The organism is Streptomyces sp. bgisy027 (assembly GCF_057710365.1).
In genome coordinates, this window is sequence record NZ_JBYIVZ010000017.1 from 160,061 (window position 1) to 178,221 (window position 18,161).

18 protein-coding genes and 1 pseudogene are annotated in these 18,161 nt (G+C 70.1%); 10 read left to right on the forward strand and 9 right to left on the reverse strand.

The window, feature by feature from the left end:
- From AC3ETA_RS19670 to AC3ETA_RS19685, 4 genes are all read left to right on the forward strand, one after another.
- The gene (locus AC3ETA_RS19670; RefSeq protein WP_432194201.1) at positions 1-1,479 is read left to right on the forward strand and encodes an ATP-binding protein; all 1,479 of its coding nucleotides are present in this window, start codon (positions 1-3) and stop codon (positions 1,477-1,479) included.
- A gap of 51 nt (positions 1,480-1,530) precedes the next feature.
- Positions 1,531-1,719: a hypothetical protein gene (locus AC3ETA_RS19675; protein WP_432194202.1), complete on the forward strand. Its 189-nt coding sequence runs from the start codon at positions 1,531-1,533 to the stop codon at positions 1,717-1,719.
- A 224-nt stretch (positions 1,720-1,943) separates the two neighbouring features.
- Positions 1,944-2,186 carry a helix-turn-helix domain-containing protein gene (locus AC3ETA_RS19680; protein WP_432194203.1) on the forward strand — a complete coding sequence of 81 codons (243 nt, stop codon included), beginning with the start codon at positions 1,944-1,946 and terminating at the stop codon, positions 2,184-2,186.
- 86 nt (positions 2,187-2,272) lie between these two features.
- Positions 2,273-3,508 carry a tyrosine-type recombinase/integrase gene (locus tag AC3ETA_RS19685; RefSeq protein WP_432194204.1) on the forward strand — a complete coding sequence of 412 codons (1,236 nt, stop codon included), beginning with the start codon at positions 2,273-2,275 and terminating at the stop codon, positions 3,506-3,508.
- Positions 3,509-3,586: 78 nt separating this feature from the next.
- Here AC3ETA_RS19685 and AC3ETA_RS19690 read toward each other — a convergent pair whose 3' ends face one another.
- Positions 3,587-4,348, reverse strand: a complete 762-nt coding sequence (locus AC3ETA_RS19690) for a phosphoglyceromutase (protein WP_432194205.1) — start codon at positions 4,346-4,348, stop codon at positions 3,587-3,589.
- Between the two features lie 173 nt (positions 4,349-4,521).
- Here AC3ETA_RS19690 and AC3ETA_RS19695 point away from each other — a divergent pair, with 173 nt between their 5' ends.
- Positions 4,522-5,781 carry an MDR family MFS transporter gene (locus tag AC3ETA_RS19695; RefSeq protein ID WP_432194206.1) on the forward strand — a complete coding sequence of 420 codons (1,260 nt, stop codon included), beginning with the start codon at positions 4,522-4,524 and terminating at the stop codon, positions 5,779-5,781.
- A 17-nt stretch (positions 5,782-5,798) separates the two neighbouring features.
- On the opposite strand, the gene AC3ETA_RS19700 is transcribed toward AC3ETA_RS19695, so the two are convergent.
- Positions 5,799-6,227, reverse strand: coding sequence for a DUF2000 family protein (locus AC3ETA_RS19700; RefSeq protein WP_432194207.1), 429 nt, complete (start codon positions 6,225-6,227; stop codon positions 5,799-5,801).
- A gap of 49 nt (positions 6,228-6,276) precedes the next feature.
- On the opposite strand from AC3ETA_RS19700, the gene AC3ETA_RS19705 reads away from it, so the two are divergent.
- The gene (locus AC3ETA_RS19705; RefSeq protein ID WP_432194208.1) at positions 6,277-7,083 is read left to right on the forward strand and encodes a helix-turn-helix transcriptional regulator; all 807 of its coding nucleotides are present in this window, start codon (positions 6,277-6,279) and stop codon (positions 7,081-7,083) included.
- On the opposite strand, the pseudogene AC3ETA_RS19710 reads toward AC3ETA_RS19705, so the two are convergent.
- From AC3ETA_RS19710 to mshA, 3 genes and pseudogenes are all read right to left on the reverse strand, one after another.
- A pseudogene (locus AC3ETA_RS19710) lies at positions 7,062-7,676 on the reverse strand (hypothetical protein); the annotation flags it as partial. The gene AC3ETA_RS19705 and the pseudogene AC3ETA_RS19710 overlap by 22 nt on opposite strands.
- Positions 7,677-8,120: 444 nt before the next feature.
- Entirely contained in the window at positions 8,121-8,630 is a 510-nt protein-coding gene (locus tag AC3ETA_RS19715) for a type III secretion system chaperone family protein (RefSeq protein ID WP_432194209.1), read from the reverse strand.
- The gene (mshA, locus tag AC3ETA_RS19720; protein WP_432194210.1) at positions 8,623-9,960 is read right to left on the reverse strand and encodes a D-inositol-3-phosphate glycosyltransferase; all 1,338 of its coding nucleotides are present in this window, start codon (positions 9,958-9,960) and stop codon (positions 8,623-8,625) included. The genes AC3ETA_RS19715 and mshA overlap by 8 nt, the downstream gene beginning before the upstream one ends.
- Positions 9,961-10,640: 680 nt before the next feature.
- Here mshA and AC3ETA_RS19725 point away from each other — a divergent pair.
- From AC3ETA_RS19725 to AC3ETA_RS19735, 3 genes are all read left to right on the forward strand, one after another.
- Entirely contained in the window at positions 10,641-11,432 is a 792-nt protein-coding gene (locus AC3ETA_RS19725; protein ID WP_432194211.1) for a class I SAM-dependent methyltransferase, read from the forward strand.
- A gap of 207 nt (positions 11,433-11,639) precedes the next feature.
- Positions 11,640-12,737 carry a C40 family peptidase gene (locus tag AC3ETA_RS19730; RefSeq protein ID WP_432194212.1) on the forward strand — a complete coding sequence of 366 codons (1,098 nt, stop codon included), beginning with the start codon at positions 11,640-11,642 and terminating at the stop codon, positions 12,735-12,737.
- 282 nt (positions 12,738-13,019) lie between these two features.
- Complete coding sequence (locus tag AC3ETA_RS19735) at positions 13,020-14,348, forward strand: PP2C family protein-serine/threonine phosphatase (protein WP_432194213.1); 1,329 nt, start codon at positions 13,020-13,022, stop codon at positions 14,346-14,348.
- Positions 14,349-14,524: 176 nt separating this feature from the next.
- Here AC3ETA_RS19735 and AC3ETA_RS19740 read toward each other — a convergent pair whose 3' ends face one another.
- The 4 genes from AC3ETA_RS19740 to AC3ETA_RS19755 all read right to left on the reverse strand — a co-directional run bounded on the left by AC3ETA_RS19740 (position 14,525) and on the right by AC3ETA_RS19755 (position 17,411).
- Positions 14,525-14,857 carry a DUF2516 family protein gene (locus AC3ETA_RS19740; RefSeq protein ID WP_432194225.1) on the reverse strand — a complete coding sequence of 111 codons (333 nt, stop codon included), beginning with the start codon at positions 14,855-14,857 and terminating at the stop codon, positions 14,525-14,527.
- A 141-nt stretch (positions 14,858-14,998) separates the two neighbouring features.
- Positions 14,999-15,691: a hypothetical protein gene (locus tag AC3ETA_RS19745; RefSeq protein WP_432194214.1), complete on the reverse strand. Its 693-nt coding sequence runs from the start codon at positions 15,689-15,691 to the stop codon at positions 14,999-15,001.
- 111 nt (positions 15,692-15,802) lie between these two features.
- The gene (locus tag AC3ETA_RS19750; protein WP_432194215.1) at positions 15,803-16,516 is read right to left on the reverse strand and encodes a helix-turn-helix domain-containing protein; all 714 of its coding nucleotides are present in this window, start codon (positions 16,514-16,516) and stop codon (positions 15,803-15,805) included.
- Positions 16,517-17,039: 523 nt separating this feature from the next.
- Positions 17,040-17,411, reverse strand: a complete 372-nt coding sequence (locus AC3ETA_RS19755; protein WP_432194216.1) for a VOC family protein — start codon at positions 17,409-17,411, stop codon at positions 17,040-17,042.
- Positions 17,412-17,603: 192 nt separating this feature from the next.
- On the opposite strand from AC3ETA_RS19755, the gene AC3ETA_RS19760 reads away from it, so the two are divergent.
- Entirely contained in the window at positions 17,604-18,062 is a 459-nt protein-coding gene (locus tag AC3ETA_RS19760; RefSeq protein ID WP_432194217.1) for a hypothetical protein, read from the forward strand.
- Positions 18,063-18,161: the final 99 nt, after the last annotated feature.

Genomic DNA, 18,161 nt, shown 5'->3' on the forward strand with positions numbered 1-18,161 from the left:
ATGTCCGACGATGAGAAGACCCCGGCCCGCGAGATCATCACCGACTACGCACAGGCGCACTTCCGGTACTTCCGCACCGCGGACGGAACTGTGTACGCGCAGCGCAACGGCCACCCCGTGGCCCGCCCGATCCGCTCCCAGGGCACCACCGGCAGCCACCGCCAAGAACTCATGGTCGGACTGTTCAAGGACGGCATCGGCGTGTTTAACGGCACCGCCATGAAGGAGGCGCTCGACTTGATCGAGGCACTCGCGCTGACCGAGGACGTACAGCCCGTACACATCCGCGTCGCCCCCGGATCCGACGGGGCGACGTGGCTGGACCTCGGGCGCAGCGACGGGCAGTCCGTACGGATCCACCCCACCGGATGGAACATCCGCACCCCGGACCCGCGCGAGGTGTGCTGGCGGCGCACCCAGCTCACGGGAGAGCTGCCCTTGCCGGTCAAGGACACCGACGGCAAGGGCAGCGACCTGCTGATGCGACTGTGCAACTTCGCCACCGCCGAGACCGAGTGCCTGGCCATCGCCTGGCTCATCGGCTGCCTCGGGCCGACCGTGCCCGTCCCGGCCCCGTTCCTCACCGGACCGCAGGGAGCCGGCAAGTCCACCGGCGGACGCATGCTCGTGCGGATCATCGAGGGCATGACCGGCGACCTGCGCCGGGCACCCAAGGATGAAGAGAACCTGATCACAGCGGTGGCGGCCGGTTGGGTCACCGCCCTGGACAACCTCTCCCACATGACCCCCGAACTGTCGGATGCGATGTGCTGCATCGTGACCGGCGCGGAGAACGTCAAGCGCGCCCTATTCACCGACGGGGACGTCTTCCGCATCGGCTACCGCCGCCCCCTGCTCCTGACCGGCATCGACGTCGGAGTCATCCGGCCCGACCTCGCCGAACGGCTCCTGCCGCTCCGCCTGGAACGCCCCCGCGTCCGGCGCACCGAGGCCGAACTGTGGTCCGACTTCGCAGAAGTGCTGCCCGTCATCCTCGGCTCGCTCCTGGACCTCACCGTGCAGGTGCGGGCAGCGGAGGCGGACATCCCGACCGACCTGCGCATGGCCGACTTCGCGCACCTGTGCGCACAACTCGACGCGGCCACCGGCCTGGGAGCTCTCGCCGCCTACCGGGCCAGCCTGGACGACCTCAACGACGACGTCATCGAAGGCGACCTGTTGGCACAGACCGTGCTCAAGCACGCCGCCGGCATCGACCCGGGCACCGAACAGCGAATGACGTCCGCCGAATGGCTGCACAGCCTCACCGGCCTCTACACGGGCGAGGACTTCCGTCCCCTGCCCAAAGGGTGGCCGACCACCGGCAAGGTGCTCTCAGACCGCCTCAAACGCCTTCAGCCCACCCTCGCCGCCCGGGGCGTCCTCATCGACTGGGGACGCACCAACGCATCCCGCTACATCGAGATCGCCCGCCCGGCCGCCGCGCCACCCCCGTCCGAGCAGGAAGCGGCCTTCTGACCGCGCGGCACCACGACCGCCCGCAACAGCAAGAGGAGCACCCGCCCCCGCGTGCTCCTCTTGCTGTTCGGCGGCACCGCCGCCCTGCAATGGACGCGCCGCGAAGCGGCTCCTTCTTCACTCTCTGAGCCGCGCACCACAACAGACACCACCCCCTCTTTGTCCGAAGTAGAGAAACGCTGCGTCACCTGCGTCACCCACACCCCGAAAACGGCCAGTGACCTGCCGAAACAGCGGTGACGCAGACGGCCGATTCCTGCGTCACCCCGCGTCACCTGCGTCACCCCATGACGCAGGTCCGTGTCACCGGTGACACAACCCCACCGCGCTGCGTCACCGCAAAGTCGCAGGTCAGAACGGCAAATGACGCAGATGACGCAGATGACGCAGAAATCCACACCTCGGACAGACGCAGGCCCGCGAAACAGGCCCCCACCCCGGAAGTCCGCGCACGGAGGCACCTCATGACCGTCCCGCCCGAACAGTCAGACCCGCGCGCCACGCTCCGCGCCGGACTACCTGAGCGCTACCTCACCCCCGACGACATCGCCGAGATGTTCGACGTGCCCCTCGAAACCGTCTACCAGTGGCGCCGGAAGCACACCGGTCCGCCCGGCTTCCGTATCGGCAAGTACGTCCGCTACGACCCCGCCGACGTACGCACCTACGTCACCCAGCGCAAGAGCGCCGACCAGACCACCGCCTGACGCAGCGCAATCGCACAGCTCAGCACCCCAGGGAGGGCCGCCCAGTGGCCCTCCCGTTCCCATGTGCCAGAAGGGACTACCACCACATGGCTGGCCACATCTTCGACCGCTGGATCAAGACCATCACCGACGCCGACGGCAAGACGGTCCGCGTCAGGACCGACCGTTACGGCACGGGGATGCGCTACCAAGCCCGCTACCTCACGCCCGACGGCAAGCGGAAGAACAAGTCCTTCCCCGACGGACAGAAGCGCCTCGCCGAGCAGTGGCTGAGCGCCATGCAAGCGGACGTGGCCCGCGGCGACTTCATCGACCCGAACGCGTCCCGTACGACGTTCCAGGAGTTCGCGGAGAAGTGGCTCGCGAGCCAGAGCGGCGACCCCAACACCCGCGCGTCGATGGAGTCTCAGCTCAAGCTGCACGCCTTCCCCCGCATCGGGTCGCGTCAGCTCGGATCGTTCCAGCCGAGCCACATCCGGGAGTTCGTGACCCAGCTCGAAGCGTCCGGCATGTCCGGTGCGTACGCGCGCGTCATCTTCTCCAACGTCCGCGCCGTGCTCTCGGCCGCCGTGGAGGACGGATGTCTGCGCCGGAACCCCTGCAACTCGCGCACGGTGACCCCGCCGGCCATCGGTGCGCGCCGTGTCGTCCCCTGGGAGCCTGAGCGCGTCTTCGCCATGCGCGCCGCCATGGTCGAGCGCTTCCGGCCCATGGTGGACGTGGGCGCCGGATGCGGTCTGCGGCAAGGGGAGATCCTCGGGCTGTCCGTCGATGACATCGACTTCGACAGCGGCACTCTGCATGTGGTGCAGCAACTCAAGCTGAGCCTGAGCAAGGCCGTGTTCGCGCCCCCGAAGGGCGGCAAGCTCCGTGACGTGCCTCTGCCCGACCCCGTGGCAGAGGCGCTACAGGCGCACATCAAGCGGTTCCCGCCTGTGGAGATCAAACTCCCGTGGATGCGGGGCAACGGTCAGCCAGTGACGCGACGGCTCATCTTCACCGGCCCCAACGGTGGGCACGTCTGGCGCACGTCCCTGAACGAAGACCACTGGAAGCCCGCGCTCGCCAAGGCGGGCGTCATCCCCAAGGCCAAGAGCCGCGAGCACGCCGCCGCCCGCGAGCACGGTATGCACGCCCTGCGGCACTTCTACGCGTCCGTGCTCTTGGACGCGGGAGAGAGCATCAAGGCGCTCGCGGAGTACCTCGGACACTCCGACCCCGGGCTGACGCTGAAGGTGTACGCGCACCTCATGCCGAGTAGCCGGGACCGGGCCCGGAAGGCGCTCGGCAAGGCACTCCGGCCTCAAGATCACTCGGGCTGAGGTTCCAGGGAGGTTCCAGAGCACGAAAATGCCTCCCATCCGCGCCGTATGCGCAGGTGGGAGGCATGATCACCAAAACTACTTCTTCTTGCCCTGGTTCTTGACCGCCTCGATCGCTGCCGCGGCCGCCTCCGGGTCGAGGTACTTGCCGCCCGGGGTGACCGGCTTGAAGTCGGCGTCGAGCTCGTAGTAAAGGGGGATGCCCGTCGGGATGTTCAGGCCCGCGATGTCGGCGCCGGAGATGCCGTCGAGGTGCTTGACCAGGGCGCGGAGGCTGTTGCCGTGGGCCGCGACCAGGACCGTGCGGCCGGCCAGCAGGTCCGGGACGATGCCGTCGTACCAGTACGGGAGCATGCGGACGACGACGTCCTTCAGGCACTCCGTGCGGGGGCGCAGCTCCGGCGGGATCGTCGCGTAGCGCGGGTCGTCCGACTGGGAGAACTCCGTGCCGTCCTCGAGCGGCGGCGGCGGGGTGTCGTAGGAACGGCGCCACAGCATGAACTGCTCCTCGCCGAACTCGGCGAGGGTCTGCGCCTTGTCCTTGCCCTGGAGGGCGCCGTAGTGGCGCTCGTTCAGGCGCCACGAGCGGTGGACCGGGATCCAGTGGCGGTCCGCGGACTCCAGCGCCAGCTGGGCCGTGCGGATCGCGCGCTTCTGGAGGGACGTGTGGACCACGTCGGGGAGAAGGTCGGCGTCCTTCAGGAGCTCGCCACCGCGGACTGCCTCCTTCTCGCCCTTCTCGTTGAGGTTCACGTCCACCCAGCCGGTGAACAGGTTCTTCGCGTTCCACTCGCTCTCGCCGTGGCGGAGGAGGATCAGCTTGTACGGTGCGTCGGCCATGCCCCAGAGCGTAATCGACGCATTCGGCCCCCAGGCGGCCCGCCCAGCAGGCGGACAGTTGACGGGATCTGTTAATCGAGTGGCCTGCCCGGGCCCCACCTTTGTAAGTTGCGGATGCCCTCTTGGCTTCTTACATCCGCTGCCGGTGTCCGGCTACATCCGTGGGGACCCCTATGCCACTCGCCGCCGTGCGACGCGCCACCCGAGAGACCGTCGCCGGGCTTCCCCGCGAGTTCTGGTGGCTGTGGACCAGCACCCTGGTCAACCGGCTCGGTGCCTTCGTGGCCACGTTCATGGCGCTCTACCTCACCCTCGACCGCGGCTACTCCGCCTCCTACGCCGGTCTCGTCGCCTCCCTCCACGGGCTCGGCGGCGTCGTCTCCTCGATCGGCGCGGGCGTCATGACCGACCGGCTCGGGCGGCGGCCGACTCTGCTGGTGGCCCAGGCCTCGACCGCCGTGTCCGTCGCCGTGCTCGGGTTCGTGCACCACCCCGTCGCCATCGCCGCGGTCGCCTTCGTCGTCGGTGCCGCCTCCAACGCCTCCCGGCCCGCCGTCCAGGCGATGATGGCCGACATCGTCCGCCCCGAGGACCGGGTGCGCGCCTTCTCCCTCAACTACTGGGCCATCAACCTCGGCTTCGCCGTCTCCTCCATGGCCGCCGGGTTCATCGCCGAGGTCAGCTACCTCGCCGGGTTCCTGATCGAGGCCGGCATGACGGCCGTCTGCGCGGTCGTGATCTTCGTGAAGCTGCCCGAGTCCCGGCCCGAGATGCCGGACACCGGGAAGGCCGAGGAGGAGGTCGGGCTCGGGACCGTGCTGCGCGACGGGCGTTTCATGGCCGTCGTCGGGCTGTCCTTCCTCGTCGCCCTCGTCTTCCAGCAGGGCTCGGTCGGTCTGCCGATCGCCATGGGCGACGCCGGGTTCACGCCCGCCGACTACGGCCTGGCCATCGCCATCAACGGCGTCCTGATCGTCGCGCTCCAGATCCCGGTCACACGGTTCATCGAACGCCGGGACGCGGGGCGGATCCTCATCGTGTCGTCCCTGCTCGCCGGCTACGGCTTCGGCCTCACCGCGTTCGCCGGCTCGGTCGGCGTCTTCGCGCTGACGGTGTGCGTCTGGACGCTCGGCGAGATGCTCAACGCCCCCACCCAGACCGGCCTCGTCGTCCGCCTCTCCCCCGCCCACGGACGCGGCCGCTACCAAGGCATGTACACCCTCTCCTGGTCCGTCGCCGCCCTCGTCGCGCCCCTGATGTCCGGCTTCGTCATCGACCACTTCGGCGCCGAGTGGCTGTGGGGGATGTGCGCGCTCGTCGGGACGGTGGCGGCGATCGGGTACGGCGCTCTGACCCGCCACGTCGGGGCGCAGGCACCGGCGACCGCCGCCGGCACCCCGGCCGACACGAAGCCGGAGGTGAGCGCCGCCTGAGGGAAGCCCGGCCGGCCTCAGGGATGCATCCGGGCTCCCTTGATCACCTTGTCCACCCCGTTCCGCGGCCCGTGGACCGCCATCCCCACCAGGTCCAGCTCACCCGTCGGCACCGCCCGCACCGCCGCCCGGTTGTCGCGGTCGTTGCCCGTCGTGAACAGGTCGGAGGTGAAGATCGCGCGCGGGAGGGAGCGGGACAGGGCTCGGGCGTGGGCTGTCGTCAGGGTTTCCTTCGTCGTCTCGAAGACCAGGACCGGCTGGCGGAGCATCGGGAGGTAGGGGACGCCGTCCGCGTCCTCGTAAGGGGCGCCGATGATCTCCGGGAGTTGGGTGCCCAGACCGCTGACCAGGAACGCTGTGACGTTCAGACGCTGCCAGGGCTCCAGGTCCTCCCGCAGCAGGACGGCGATCTTGGTGTCGAAACGGACGGGTGCTTCAGTGCTCATGGACCGAGACTGACGGCCGCCGTACAGCTCCGTCTTGTACGTTCTTTGCATGGCCGCCGCTCGGGATCGCCAGGAAGTCTCCGCGTGGCGCCCCTCCGTCCCGGGCGTCACCGAGGTGTTCCACGCCCATTTCACCGAGTACGCGTATCCGATGCATGTGCACGAGGCCTGGACGCTGCTCATCGTGGACGACGGGGCCGTGCGCTACGACCTCGACCGGCACGAGCACGGCACTCCGCACGACACGGTGTCGCTGCTGCCGCCGCACGTTCCGCACAACGGTTCCCCCGCCACCCCGCACGGCTTCCGCAAGCGGGTCCTCTACCTGGACAGCACCCGGCTGGGGGACGATCTGATCGGTCCGGCCGTCGACTCCCCCGACCTGCGCGACCCCGTGCTCCGGCTGCGCGTCGGCCAGCTGCACGCCGCGCTCGCGCAGCCCGGTGACGAGCTGGAGGCGGACAGTCGGCTCACCCTCATCGGGGATCGGCTCCGTGCCCACCTGCGGCCCAAGACCCTGACGGACGTCCCGCGCCACGATCCCGCCCTCGCCCGCCGGCTCCGCGACCTCCTCGACGAACGGGTCGTGCCCGGCATCGGTCTCGACGAGGCCGCGGCCGTCGTGCAGGCCCATCCCGCCCATCTCGTACGGGCGTTCAGCCACGCGTACGGCATCGCCCCGCACCAGTACCTGATGTCGCGGCGCGTCGACCGTGCCCGTCGGCTGTTGCTGGAGGGCCGGTCCCCGGCCGAGGTGGCGGTGGCGACCGGGTTCTACGACCAGTCCCATCTGAGCCGGCACTTCCGCAAGCTGGTCGGCGTGCCTCCGGGGCGCTATCGCGGCAGCGCGCGCTGAGCGTCGTACAGGTTGGGCGGGTGCACGGCGTCCGTCGTGCCGTACAGCTCCAGGCGGGAGCGGAGGTCGCCCGTGAAGTCGGGGACGTCGATCTGGTCGAACTCCCTGACCTCGTTCAGGCCGACGGTGGCGGAGTACGGGGCCGGGCCGTCGAGGCGGATCATGCCCGCGCGGGCGTTGGTGACCCGGACGTTCCAGTGGGTGAAACGGGCACCGAACAGCGGGCCGGCGCTCGCGTCGCCGCCGTGGCGGCCGTTGTTGTCGGCGGTGATGTCGGTACGGACGTTGGCGAAGGGCAGGCCGCGGTGGCTGTCGAAGGTGCCCATGCGCATGTCGCCGCGTGACCGGACGTCGCAGGAGGAAAGGCCCTCGACGTTGATGCCGTGCAGCTGGGTGCCCGAGGGGGCCGGGGTGGTGCGGGCCTCGATCGTGAAGTCCTCGATCATGTTGTCGTGGTGGGAGCCCTCGCGGCAGAAGTAGGGGTGGTGGCTGCCCCGGCCCGCCACGCGCGTGCGGCGGAGCGTGCAGGCGGAGGCCGCGACCAGGCCGAAGCCGTTGTCGACGTGGCGGACGGTCACGTCGTCGGCCCAGCAGTACGGCGGCGACAAGTCGTCCTGGTCCTGGGCGGGCGGCCTCGCCAGATGGGCGGGACCTGGGGCGCCGCTTGAGGCGTGACTCCGCTCGCTTGAGGCGTGACTCCGCTCGCTTGAGGCGTGACTCCGCTCGCTTGAGGCGTGACTCCGGTCGCTTGAGGCGTGACTCCGGTGGAGTGGGGTTTCGCGGTGGTCGGGTGTGCGGCGCCCGCCGTCGTCGCGCCGAGTGCCGCGGCCGTGGCCCCGCCGAGCAGGGTCCGTCTGGTGAGATGCGCGTTGCCCATGTCCGTACGCCCTCCATGCGGCTTTCATGGACGTGAGCGACGTTCAGAAGTGCGATAGTCGTGGGCATGCCACGGGCCGCCTGGGTGCGGAAGGGGTCGTGCGAAGTGAGTTGGTTCGGACCTTCCTAGGTCCGCGGGTCGGTCCTGGGGCCGGTGAACGTCACTCCGACGGCCGCTGGATCAGATGGGTGAACGCGTCCAGGTTGCGCGTCGACTCGCCTCGGGCCACGCGCCACTCGTACTCCTTGCGGATCGCGGACGCGAAGCCGAGTTCCAGGAGGGTGTTGAAGGCGCCGTCCGCCGCCTCCAGGACCTGGCCGAGGAGGCGGTCGATCTCGTCGGCGGTCACGGCGGCGAGCGGGAGCTTGGCGGTGACGTAGACGTCGCCGAGGCGGTCCACGGCGTAGCTCACGCCGTAGAGCTTGAGGTTGCGCTCCAGGAGCCAGCGGTGGACGCCGGGTTCGTTCTCGTCGGGGTGGCGGATGACGAAGGCGTTGAGGGAGAGGGAGTGGCGGCCGACGAGGAGGGAGACCGTCGTGGAGAGCTTGCGCGTGCCGGGGAGCTTGACGACGTAGTTGCCGGGGGCGGGGCTCTCCCACTCCAGCTCGGCGTCCTTCAGGGCTCCCTCGACGACCTGCGCCGCCCTCTGTGCGTCCTGTGCGTCACCCATGGTGGGAGCGTACGCGACGGCGATGCGCCTGGGCCGCCGCCGTGTAGACGTCCGCCGTGGCCGCCGCCGCGGTGTCCCAGCCGAAGGACTGGGCGTGCCGGGACGCCGCATCGCCCATCCGGGCGGCCAGGTGCGGTTCGTCGGCGAAGGCGCGCAGCACGCGCGCGTACTCCGCCGGGTTGTGGCCCTGGACCAGGAATCCGGTGTGCCCGTCACGGACCGCGACGGGCAGACCGCCGACCGCGGCGGCCAGTACGGGTGTGCCGGCCGCCTGCGCCTCGATGGCCACCAGGCCGAAGGACTCGCTGTACGACGGCATGACCAGCACCGATGCCGCCCGGAACCAGTCGGCGAGCTGCTCCTGGCCGACGGGCGGGCGGAACCGTACGACATCCGCGATGCCCAGGCGGGCGGCGAGCTTCTGCAGGCCCTCGGGCTTCGCGAGGCCGCTGCCGCTGGGGCCGCCGACGATCGGGACGAGGATGCGGGAGCGCAGTTCGGGGTGCTCGTCCAGGAGGACGGCCACCGCGCGGAGGAGGATGTCCGGGGCCTTCAGGGGCTGGATGCGGCCTGCGAAGAGGGGGATCAGGGCGTCCTGCGGGAGGCCGAGGCGGGCGCGGGCCGCGGCTCGGCCGTCGGCGGGCGCGAAGCGGGTGAGGTTGACGCCGGGGTGGACGACGGCGACCTTGTCGCGGGCTGCCGCGTAGTGGCGTACGAGTTCGTCCGCTTCCTCGGAGGTGTTGGCGATGAGGCGGTCCGCTGCCGCGACGATCTGGGTCTCGCCGATCACGCGGGCCGCGGGTTCGGGGGTGTCGCCGTCGGCGAGGTTGGCATTCTTGACCTTGGCCATGGTGTGCATGGCGTGCACGAGGGGGGCGCCCCAGCGCTGGGCGGCGAGCCAGCCGACGTGGCCGGAGAGCCAGTAGTGGGAGTGGACGAGGTCGTAGTAGCCGGGGCGGTGGCCGGCCCACGCCTGCATGACGCCGTGGGTGAAGGCGCAGAGCTGGGCGGGGAGGTCTTCCTTGTTCAGGCCCTCGTAGGGGCCTGCGTCGATGTGGCGGACCAGGACGCCGGGGGCCAGTTCCACGACGGGTGGGAGGTCGGTGGCGGTGGTGCGCGTGAAGATCTCGACCTCGATGTTGATCGCGGCGAGGCGTTGTGCGAGCTCCACGATGTAGACGTTCATGCCGCCGGCATCGCCGGTGCCGGGCTGGTGGAGCGGGGAGGTGTGCACGCTGAGCATGGCTACGCGGCGGGGGCGGCGGTGGAGCCGGAGTCGCGAGGGGGCCGACGGGGAGCGTCGCCCGAGCCTGCTGACGTACTGGCTCACGTGACGGTCCTCCTTGGCTGCGGGCATGCCGGGCAGAGGGTTGAGCGCCCTCCAAGGCGGTGCAACGCCGGAGGGAGGGGTTCCCATTCCTGGTGGGGTGGTTTTTGCCTAGGAATTACTGGGGGTCGCTCAACTGTTCGGGGGTTGCGTGCGTGGGGGTGCGGCCGGGGTGCCTGCGGCGGCCTGTGCGGGGTGGTGGGGGTGCGGGTAGCGCCTGCGGGTGTGGGGGTGGGTCGGGGCCGTGCCGGGGGGTGTCCGTCCTCGGTCGGGCGGTTGCCCGGCACGAAGAAGGGTGCTGTTCGTTGACGCCCGCCGCTGCGGGCGGACACCCCCCGGCACGTCCCCTTGCCGCCGTACGCGGCTGCAACGCCCTGCCTCCAGGGGCGCGGGGAACTGCGCGAGCGGTTGTGGCGGCGACGGTCACGGCTTGGCGCAGGCCCACTGCAACGTCCTGCTTCTGGGGGCGCGGGGAACTGCGCGAACGGTTGTGGCGCTTACGGTCACGGTTCGGCGCGGGCCCACTGCCCTGCTTCCAGGCGCGGGGAACTGCGCGAACGGTCGCGACGGCGACGGTCACGGCTCGGCGCAGGCCCACTGCAACGCCCTGCTTCTGGGGGCGCGGGGAACTGCGCGACCAGCCGCTACGGGCCCGCGGCCGCCCTGCACATACCCTCTTGTGTATGAGTGCCCGCGTCGCCCGCCCCGTGGGAACGGTGACACGCGGGACCACCAACCCCAATCGCCTGCGCCGTATGGATCGGTGGATCGCCCACGCGCAGGGGAGCGAGCTGCGGCGGGGCGATGATCCCGTTGCGGTGGATCTTGGGTACGGCTCTGCCCCCTGGACGGCCGTCGAGTTGCTCGGGCGGCTTCGCGCGGTGGCGCCCCGGGTGCGCGTGGTCGGGCTGGAGATCGAACCCGCTCGGGTCGTCGCCGCGCGGCCGTACGCGCGTGAGGGGCTCGTGTTTCGGCACGGCGGGTTCGAGATCCCGGTTCCGCAGCGCCCTCTCCTCATCCGTGCCGCCAATGTGCTGCGGCAGTACGACGAGGGGGAGGTCGCCGGGGTCTGGGAGCGGCTGTGTGGGCGGCTGGCGCCGGGTGGGCTGCTGGTCGAGGGGACCTGTGACGAGATCGGGCGGCGGCATGTGTGGGTTGCGCTGGGGCCGAAGGGGCCGCGGACGGTGACCTTTGCGGCGCGGCTGGGGTCGCTGGAGCGGCCGTCGGATCTTGCCGAGCGGCTGCCCAAGGCGCTCATTCATCGCAATGTGCCCGGTGAGCCGGTGCATGCGTTTCTACGCGATTTCGACCGGGCCTGGGCGGCCGCGGCGCCCTATGCCTCCTACGGTGCCCGGCAGAGGTGGATCCGGGCAGTGCGGGATCTTGCGGTCGACTGGCCCGTGGTGGACGGGGCGGGGCGATGGCGGCAAGGGGAAGTGACCGTGCGGTGGGGGGCTTTGGCGCCTCGGGGATAGTCATTCACGGACATTTCACTTGCGTTTGCCCGGCGGGCCGTGGGTCACGGAACGATCTCCGCGAGTCGTTCGTCACAAAGTCGGGGAGAGCGTCATAGCGGGGCGGGAAAGGGGGGAAGCAGACCTCTGTCACTTTGCGCGCCGTCGTGGCACGATCCCCCGGACGCTCGTATGTTACTGACGGGACATCAGTTTGGGGGCACAGGTATGGGTAAGCGCGGCCTGATCGCTACGGCCGTGACCGTCGTCTGCGCGGTCACCGTACTGGCGGCGCCGGGCACCGCCTTCGCGGCTCCCTCTCCGTCCCCGAGCAGCTCACCCTCCGCGTCCCCGAGCAGCTCACCCTCCGCGTCGCCGACCCCCGTGTCGAACAAGGAGCTTGAGGACGTCCGCAAGAAGCTGGAGAAGCTCTACCACGACGCGGCCGTCGCCACCGACGAGTACAACGCCGCCGAGGAGGCGACCGAGAAGCAGTCGGCCGAGATCGTCTCGCTGGCCAGGAAGATCGTCAAAGGCCAGGAGAAACTGGCCGAGTTGAAGAAGCGGGCCGGTTCCGCGGCCGCCGCGCAGTACCGGTCGGGCGGGCTGCCCGACGAGGCGAAGCTGATGCTGAGCGACGATCCCCGGGACTTTCTCGACAGTGCCGGGCGGGTGATCCAGGGCCAGCGTGCCACCAAGGGGCTGCTCGGCGAAGTGACCCGCACCCAGCAGGACTTGGAGCAGTACGCCAGCGACGCCTCCGCCCAGTGGCAGCAGCTGGAGGCCGGCCGCAAGGCCAAGGCTGCCGCCCAGAAGAAGATCGAGAAGCAGATCAAGGCGGCCGAACAGCTGGAGTCCCAGCTGGAGAAGGAGGAGAAGGAGCGCCTCGCCCAGCTGGAGGAGGACGCCGCCCGTAAGGCGCAGACCGCCTGGCTGGACTCCGGCGTCCTGAAGGACATCAAGGGAAAGGCCTCCGAGGAGGGCCGCAAGGCCGTCGAGTACGCCACCGCCCAGCTGGGCAAACCGTATGAATGGGGTGCAGAAGGCCCCAAGACATACGACTGTTCAGGGCTGACTTCGCAGGCCTGGGCCAGTGCCGGCAGCGGTATTCCGCGGACCTCTCAGGAGCAGTGGAAGCAGCTGGAGCGCATCGACGTCGAGGACATGCGCCCCGGCGACCTCATCATCTACAACGCCGACGCCAGCCATGTCGCCATGTACATCGGCGACGGCGCCATCATCCACGCCCCGCGCCCGGGACGGACGGTGACGATCGCGGGGGCCGGGTCGATGCGGATCCTCGGGGTGGTTCGGCCCGATGCGTGAGGTTTCAGGGCGTCTTGTGACGTGAGGGCGGTGACGGGGACCACGTGACCCACCCCACCTCACTTTCCTGACAAACGCCGCCCCGACGTGACGTTCGTCATCCCCGCCGGGGCGCCGCCCTGTCCAACTGCGGTACGGAACGCGGCATATGACAGAGGCCAGCGATCATACGGCGTGCTCCACACCATTCCGCTGCGGCGCCGACAACCGCTATGGTCCCCGTCGGTGGATCGAGGTCCCTCGTTCCCACCACCCTCGGGGGGAGGGAAGGAACTCAAGACGATGCCCGTACCCGTACCGCGGCAGAGAGCGATCCCGGCCGTGGAGACTGGTCAGGCGCCGGCCGCTTCCCCAGGCGGCACCACCCGTGAGGTGGCCCCGCGCAAGGACGAAACGGTAGAGAACAGCACCCATACCACTCTGACGCTGCTGCTGATCGAGGACGATCCCGGCGGCTCCGCGATGGTCCCCGAGCTGCACGACTCGGCCGGCCGGCCGATCCGTGTGCGCACCGCCCGCAACCTCACCGAGGCCGAGCGGCTGCTCACCGACGACGTCCACTGCATCCTGCTGGACCTCGCCCTGGCGGCGCCCGGCCGCAGCGCGGACGCCGACGAGCTGGCCGTGCTCCGGCACGTCCTGGAGCTCGCGCCCCGGCACGCCGTTCTCGCGCTCACCGCCTCCGGTGACGCCGAGCGCGGCGCCGAAGCCGTGCGCGTGGGCGCCCAGGACTACCTCTTCCGGGATGAACTGGACGGGCGGCTGCTGAGCCGTGCGATCCGCTACGCCGTGGAGAGGAAACGTTCCGACACGGCCGAGCGGCGGCTTGCCGAGGGCCGGCTGCGGGCGCAGGAGAACCGGCGTCTGGAGCGGGGCCTGCTGCCCACCCCGCTGCTGGAGGGGTCGTCGCTGCGGTTCGCCGCGCGGTACCGGCCCGGGCGTTCGCGTGCCCTGCTGGGCGGTGACTTCTACGACGTCGTCCGCACCGCCGACGGCACCGTGCACGCCATGATCGGTGACGTGTGCGGGCACGGGCCGGACGAGGCCGCCCTCGGTGTGGAGCTGCGGATCGCCTGGCGGGCACTGACCCTGGCCGGGCTGTGCGGGGACGCACTGCTGGGGACGCTTCAGAAGGTCCTCGAGCACGAGCGGGCCGACGACGAGATCTTCGCGACCCTCTGCACGGTGGACATAGCGCCGGACGGCCGGCGGGCGGGGCTGTGCCTGGCTGGTCATCCGTCGCCGCTGCTCGCCCGGCCAGGCCGGCCGGCCCAGCTGCTGCCGTACGACAACAACGGGCCCGCGCTCGGCCTGCTGCCCAAGGCACGGTGGCCTCGGATGGAGGTCAAGCTGGGCGCGGAGTGGAGCCTGATGCTCTACACCGACGGCTTGATCGAGGGGCGGATCGGCGAGGGGCGCGAGCGGCTCGGGCAGGACGGCATGGTGGAGATGGTCCGCCGCCAGCTCTCCGAGGGGCTGCGCGGGGAGGCCTTGCTGCGGGCCGCCGTCAATGAGGTCCGGGACCTCAACGGTGGTGAGCTGACGGACGACGTGGCTGTGCTGTTGCTGGACCGGGGGCCTGACGGGGGCCTGAGCGGGCCCCCGCCGTAGGAGTGCTGTCGTGGGCCGGCTGCGGGTTTCTTTGACTGGTCGCGCAGTTCCCGCGTCCCTTGGGGCGTTGCCCTCGCGGGCGCTGATCAGCAGCCGGGAGGGGCGCCCGCCCTGTCCGGCGCCGATCAGCCTCCGGTGGTGATCAGCCTCCGGTGGTGATCAGCCTGTGGTGGTGATCAGCGGCCGCCGTTGTAGGGCCCGTACGGGCCGTCGCTGCTGGAGCCTTTCCTGCTGCGGCCGCCGCCCGGGAGGCCCTTGATCGCGGGGCGTACATCGACCATGTACACGATCGTCGCGATGAGGCCGATGATCGGCAGGAACGACAGGATGTTGAAGATCAGGTTCACCACGAAGGCGAGGCCGAGGATGATCAGCCAGAACGCCTTGCTCTTCTTGTCCGCGGCGCGGTAGGCGTCCTCGCGGCGGATGGCCGCGTCGATCAGCGCGAAGCCGCTGAAAAGGATCAAGGCCATACTCAGCAGCCACATGAACCCCGCGAAGCCCTGCATCAGCACAACGTCCACCACCTGGTTCGGCTTGTCTCTACGCGGTCACCGTACCCGCAACCGCAGGACCGCTACCCGAACAACGGGCCGAGCACTCCCCGAGTGCCCGGCCCGTGATCTGCGGTCGCTTTTCACCCGTCCGGGTTACTTGGCGGGCGGGGTCGTCTTCTTGGCGGCGGCCTTGCGCGCCGGGGCCTTCTTGGCGGGCGCCTTCTTCGCCGGGGCGGCCTCGGCGGCGGGCTTGGCCTCGGCGGGCTTCGCCGCGGCCTTGTCCTCCTTGACCTCGACCGGCTCGGCCTTGGGCTCCACGGCGATGGCGAGGTCCTCGATCTCCTCGGCCGCCTCACCGCGCCAGGTCTTCACGGTCTGCTCGCCGTGCTCGGCGACCTTCTCGTAGGTCTCACGGGCCTTGACCGCGTACTCGGCGGCGACACCGATGGTGCGCAGGGCGAAGTCCTGGGCGCTCTCGCCGAACTTCTTCAGGTCGGCGTCGATGCTGCTGCCGAACTTCTTGAAGTCCGCGTCGAGGTTGCTGCCGAACTTCTTGACGTCGGCGTCCAGGCTGCTGACGAACTCGTTGACCTTGGCCTGGAGGGTCTCCTGCGCCTCCTTGGCCTTGGCGCCCGCCTCCTTGGCACGCGTGGCGGCCTTCTCCTGGACGGCCTTCGGGTCGGTGCTGCGAACGGCCTCGAACCGAGCCGGCGCCTCGGAGCGCAGCTGCTCCACCAGGGCGGGCACCTTCCTGGCCTGCTGGAGGGCCAGGTCGGCGGTGCCGGCGGCGAAGTAGAGCGGCGTCGGGTCGCTGAAGGTCTTACGCAGGTCGTCGGTGATGGCCATTTTGCTGGTCCTCCCGGTTTGTTACGAGGTGAGGGTTTTGGGTCCCGCGGTCGGACGGGCGGCTGACGGCCGCTGCTCGCCGGTGCGCGTGGCGCGTACGGCGGCTCATGGTCAGCCGGCCGACTGCTGCGGGTCGGTCGGGTTCTCCGGGTCGGCGTCGCTGCCGTCGGACGTACGGGTCGTGCGGGTACTGCCGGTACTACGGGTGCTGCGGGTTGTGCGAGTCGTGCGGTTACGGCGCGCGGCGGACTCGCGGCCGCCGTCGGCCGTGCCGTTCTTGCGGGTCGTACGGCTGCGTCGTTCGTCGGCGTCGTCGCCGTGGGCGTCCGCCGTGCCGTCGGACCGGGCGTCACCTGCGCCGGAGACCTCGGGGTCCGGGGACCCCGGCTCCGAGCCGACGGACCGGACCGCGTCGACCACTGTCGGGTCCGCGTCCCCGTCCGCCACCGAGTGCCCATCCGCCTCGACGGATATCCCGAACCCGTTCTCCTTGCGGAAGGATTCGTAGATCTGGAGCAGCACCTGCTTCTGCCGCTCGTTCAGCGTGGGGTCGGCGAGTATGACGGCGCGCGTCTCCACCTCGTCACGGTCCCGCTCGGCGTCGAGGATGCCGGCGCGGACGTACAGCGTCTCGGCGGAGATCCGCAGGGCCTTGGCGACCTGCTGCAACACCTCCGCGCTCGGCTTGCGCAGCCCGCGCTCGATCTGGCTCAGATACGGATTGGACACCCCGGCGGCGTCGGCGAGTTGCCGCAACGACAGCTGCGCGTTGCGCCGCTGCTCGCGCAGGTAGTCACCGAGATTGCCGACGTTGAGCGATGCCATGCCTCCACCTTGCCGCACCTCCGCTAACTTTTGCAAGCACCCGCTTGCAAAAGTGCGCCATGCCACTCGGGACCGGATGAGGTGTCGGCGGACGACATCGAGGTGGAGTACGTCAACCGCCTTCGGCATCGTCAGGCCGCCGCCGCGGCCCGTCCCTCCGTTCCCGGGCGAGACCGAGAAGTCCTGTCTCCACCGGCTCTCCCAGATCAATCAGGTGCCAGTCCCACGGCTCCTCGGCCCTTCCCACTGGCTCCGTTCCGGCTGGGGCGAGCCGGACCGGCTCAGCCTCATCAGCGGACAGCCCCGCGACCGCCTCATCGCGGCCATGCCCGAAGCCCGGCGCCGGGCCGACGAGAGCCTCCACCCCTACGCGCCGAGGGCGGCAGGGACTTCAAGCCCCGCCAGGCTTGCCGCCGTTGCCAGGAAGCCAGCCGCACTCCCATCGACGCACCCCGCCTTGACCACCGCCTCAGGGACTTGGCGAAGAAGATCGAAATCGGCGCAGGCCACGCCCCGACGCCAATCAGCGCATGACAATGCAGAAGGGATGCCCCGCCGGATCAGTGAGGACCCGTGCCTTGTCCCCGTGCGGCTGGTGATCCGGCTTGCCCGCGCCGAGCTCCAACAGCCCGGCCTCGGCCTGGTCCAGGCTCTCCGCGACCTTGAAGCAGATGTGAAGCTGCTGGGGCACGATCTGGTCAGGCCAACTCGGAGCTCGGTAGTTCTCGACCCGCTGGAAGCCGATGACGAGGCCGTCCTCACGATGGAGACCGGCGAAGTCGGCGTCCGACTTCGGGTGTGGTTCAAAGCCGGTGGCCTGCTGATAGAACGCCGCCAGAGCCAGCGGATCAGGGCAGTCGAGTGTGATCGCGACCAGTTCCATCTGCAGGGGCATGAGACCTCCGAGCCGATCAGTGGACTTCCGCGCACGCCATAGAGGCGGCTGCCTACCGTTGAGCGGGACGGGGAGAGCGCGTTCGTTCCGCTCAACCGTAAGCACAGCAGGTCAGGGTCCCACCATGCCAACAGTTATCTGGGACATGACACTAGGCTTCCTCGCATCGCCGACGATCAGGGGGAGGCTCGCGTGACCGCCGAGGACGGCACGATGAAGCGCATCGAGGAGGCCATGGGATTGCAGCACGCGGGCGACGCCGAGGGTGCCCGGGTGCGGTTCGCCGGGATCTGGGAGGACATCGCGGCGGACGGTGATCCTTTCCATCGCTGCGTTCTCGCCCACTACATGGCCGATCTCCAGGAGGACCCGCGGGAGGAGCTGGCCTGGGACCTCCGGGCCTGGGAGGCCGCCGGTGCCGTGACCGACGACCGGGCCAGACAGCACGACGCCTCGCTCGCGATACGCGGGTTCTATCCGTCCCTGCACCTCAACCTCGCCGCGGACTACCACAAGCTGGGGGACGTCCCCCGCGCCCGCGCCCATCTGTCCGAGGCGCGGCAGCATGCCGACGCGTTGCACGACGACGACTACGGGCGAGGCATACGGTCGGCAATGGCGCGGCTGGCCGCCGAGCTCGGCGGCTCATGACGCGGTCGGCCACGCGGGCGGACGAAGCTTGCGGTCGTCGGGCGGATGAGGCGGGCCTGGTCGGCGGGCGGATGAGGCTTGCTCTGCCGGCGGGCAGAT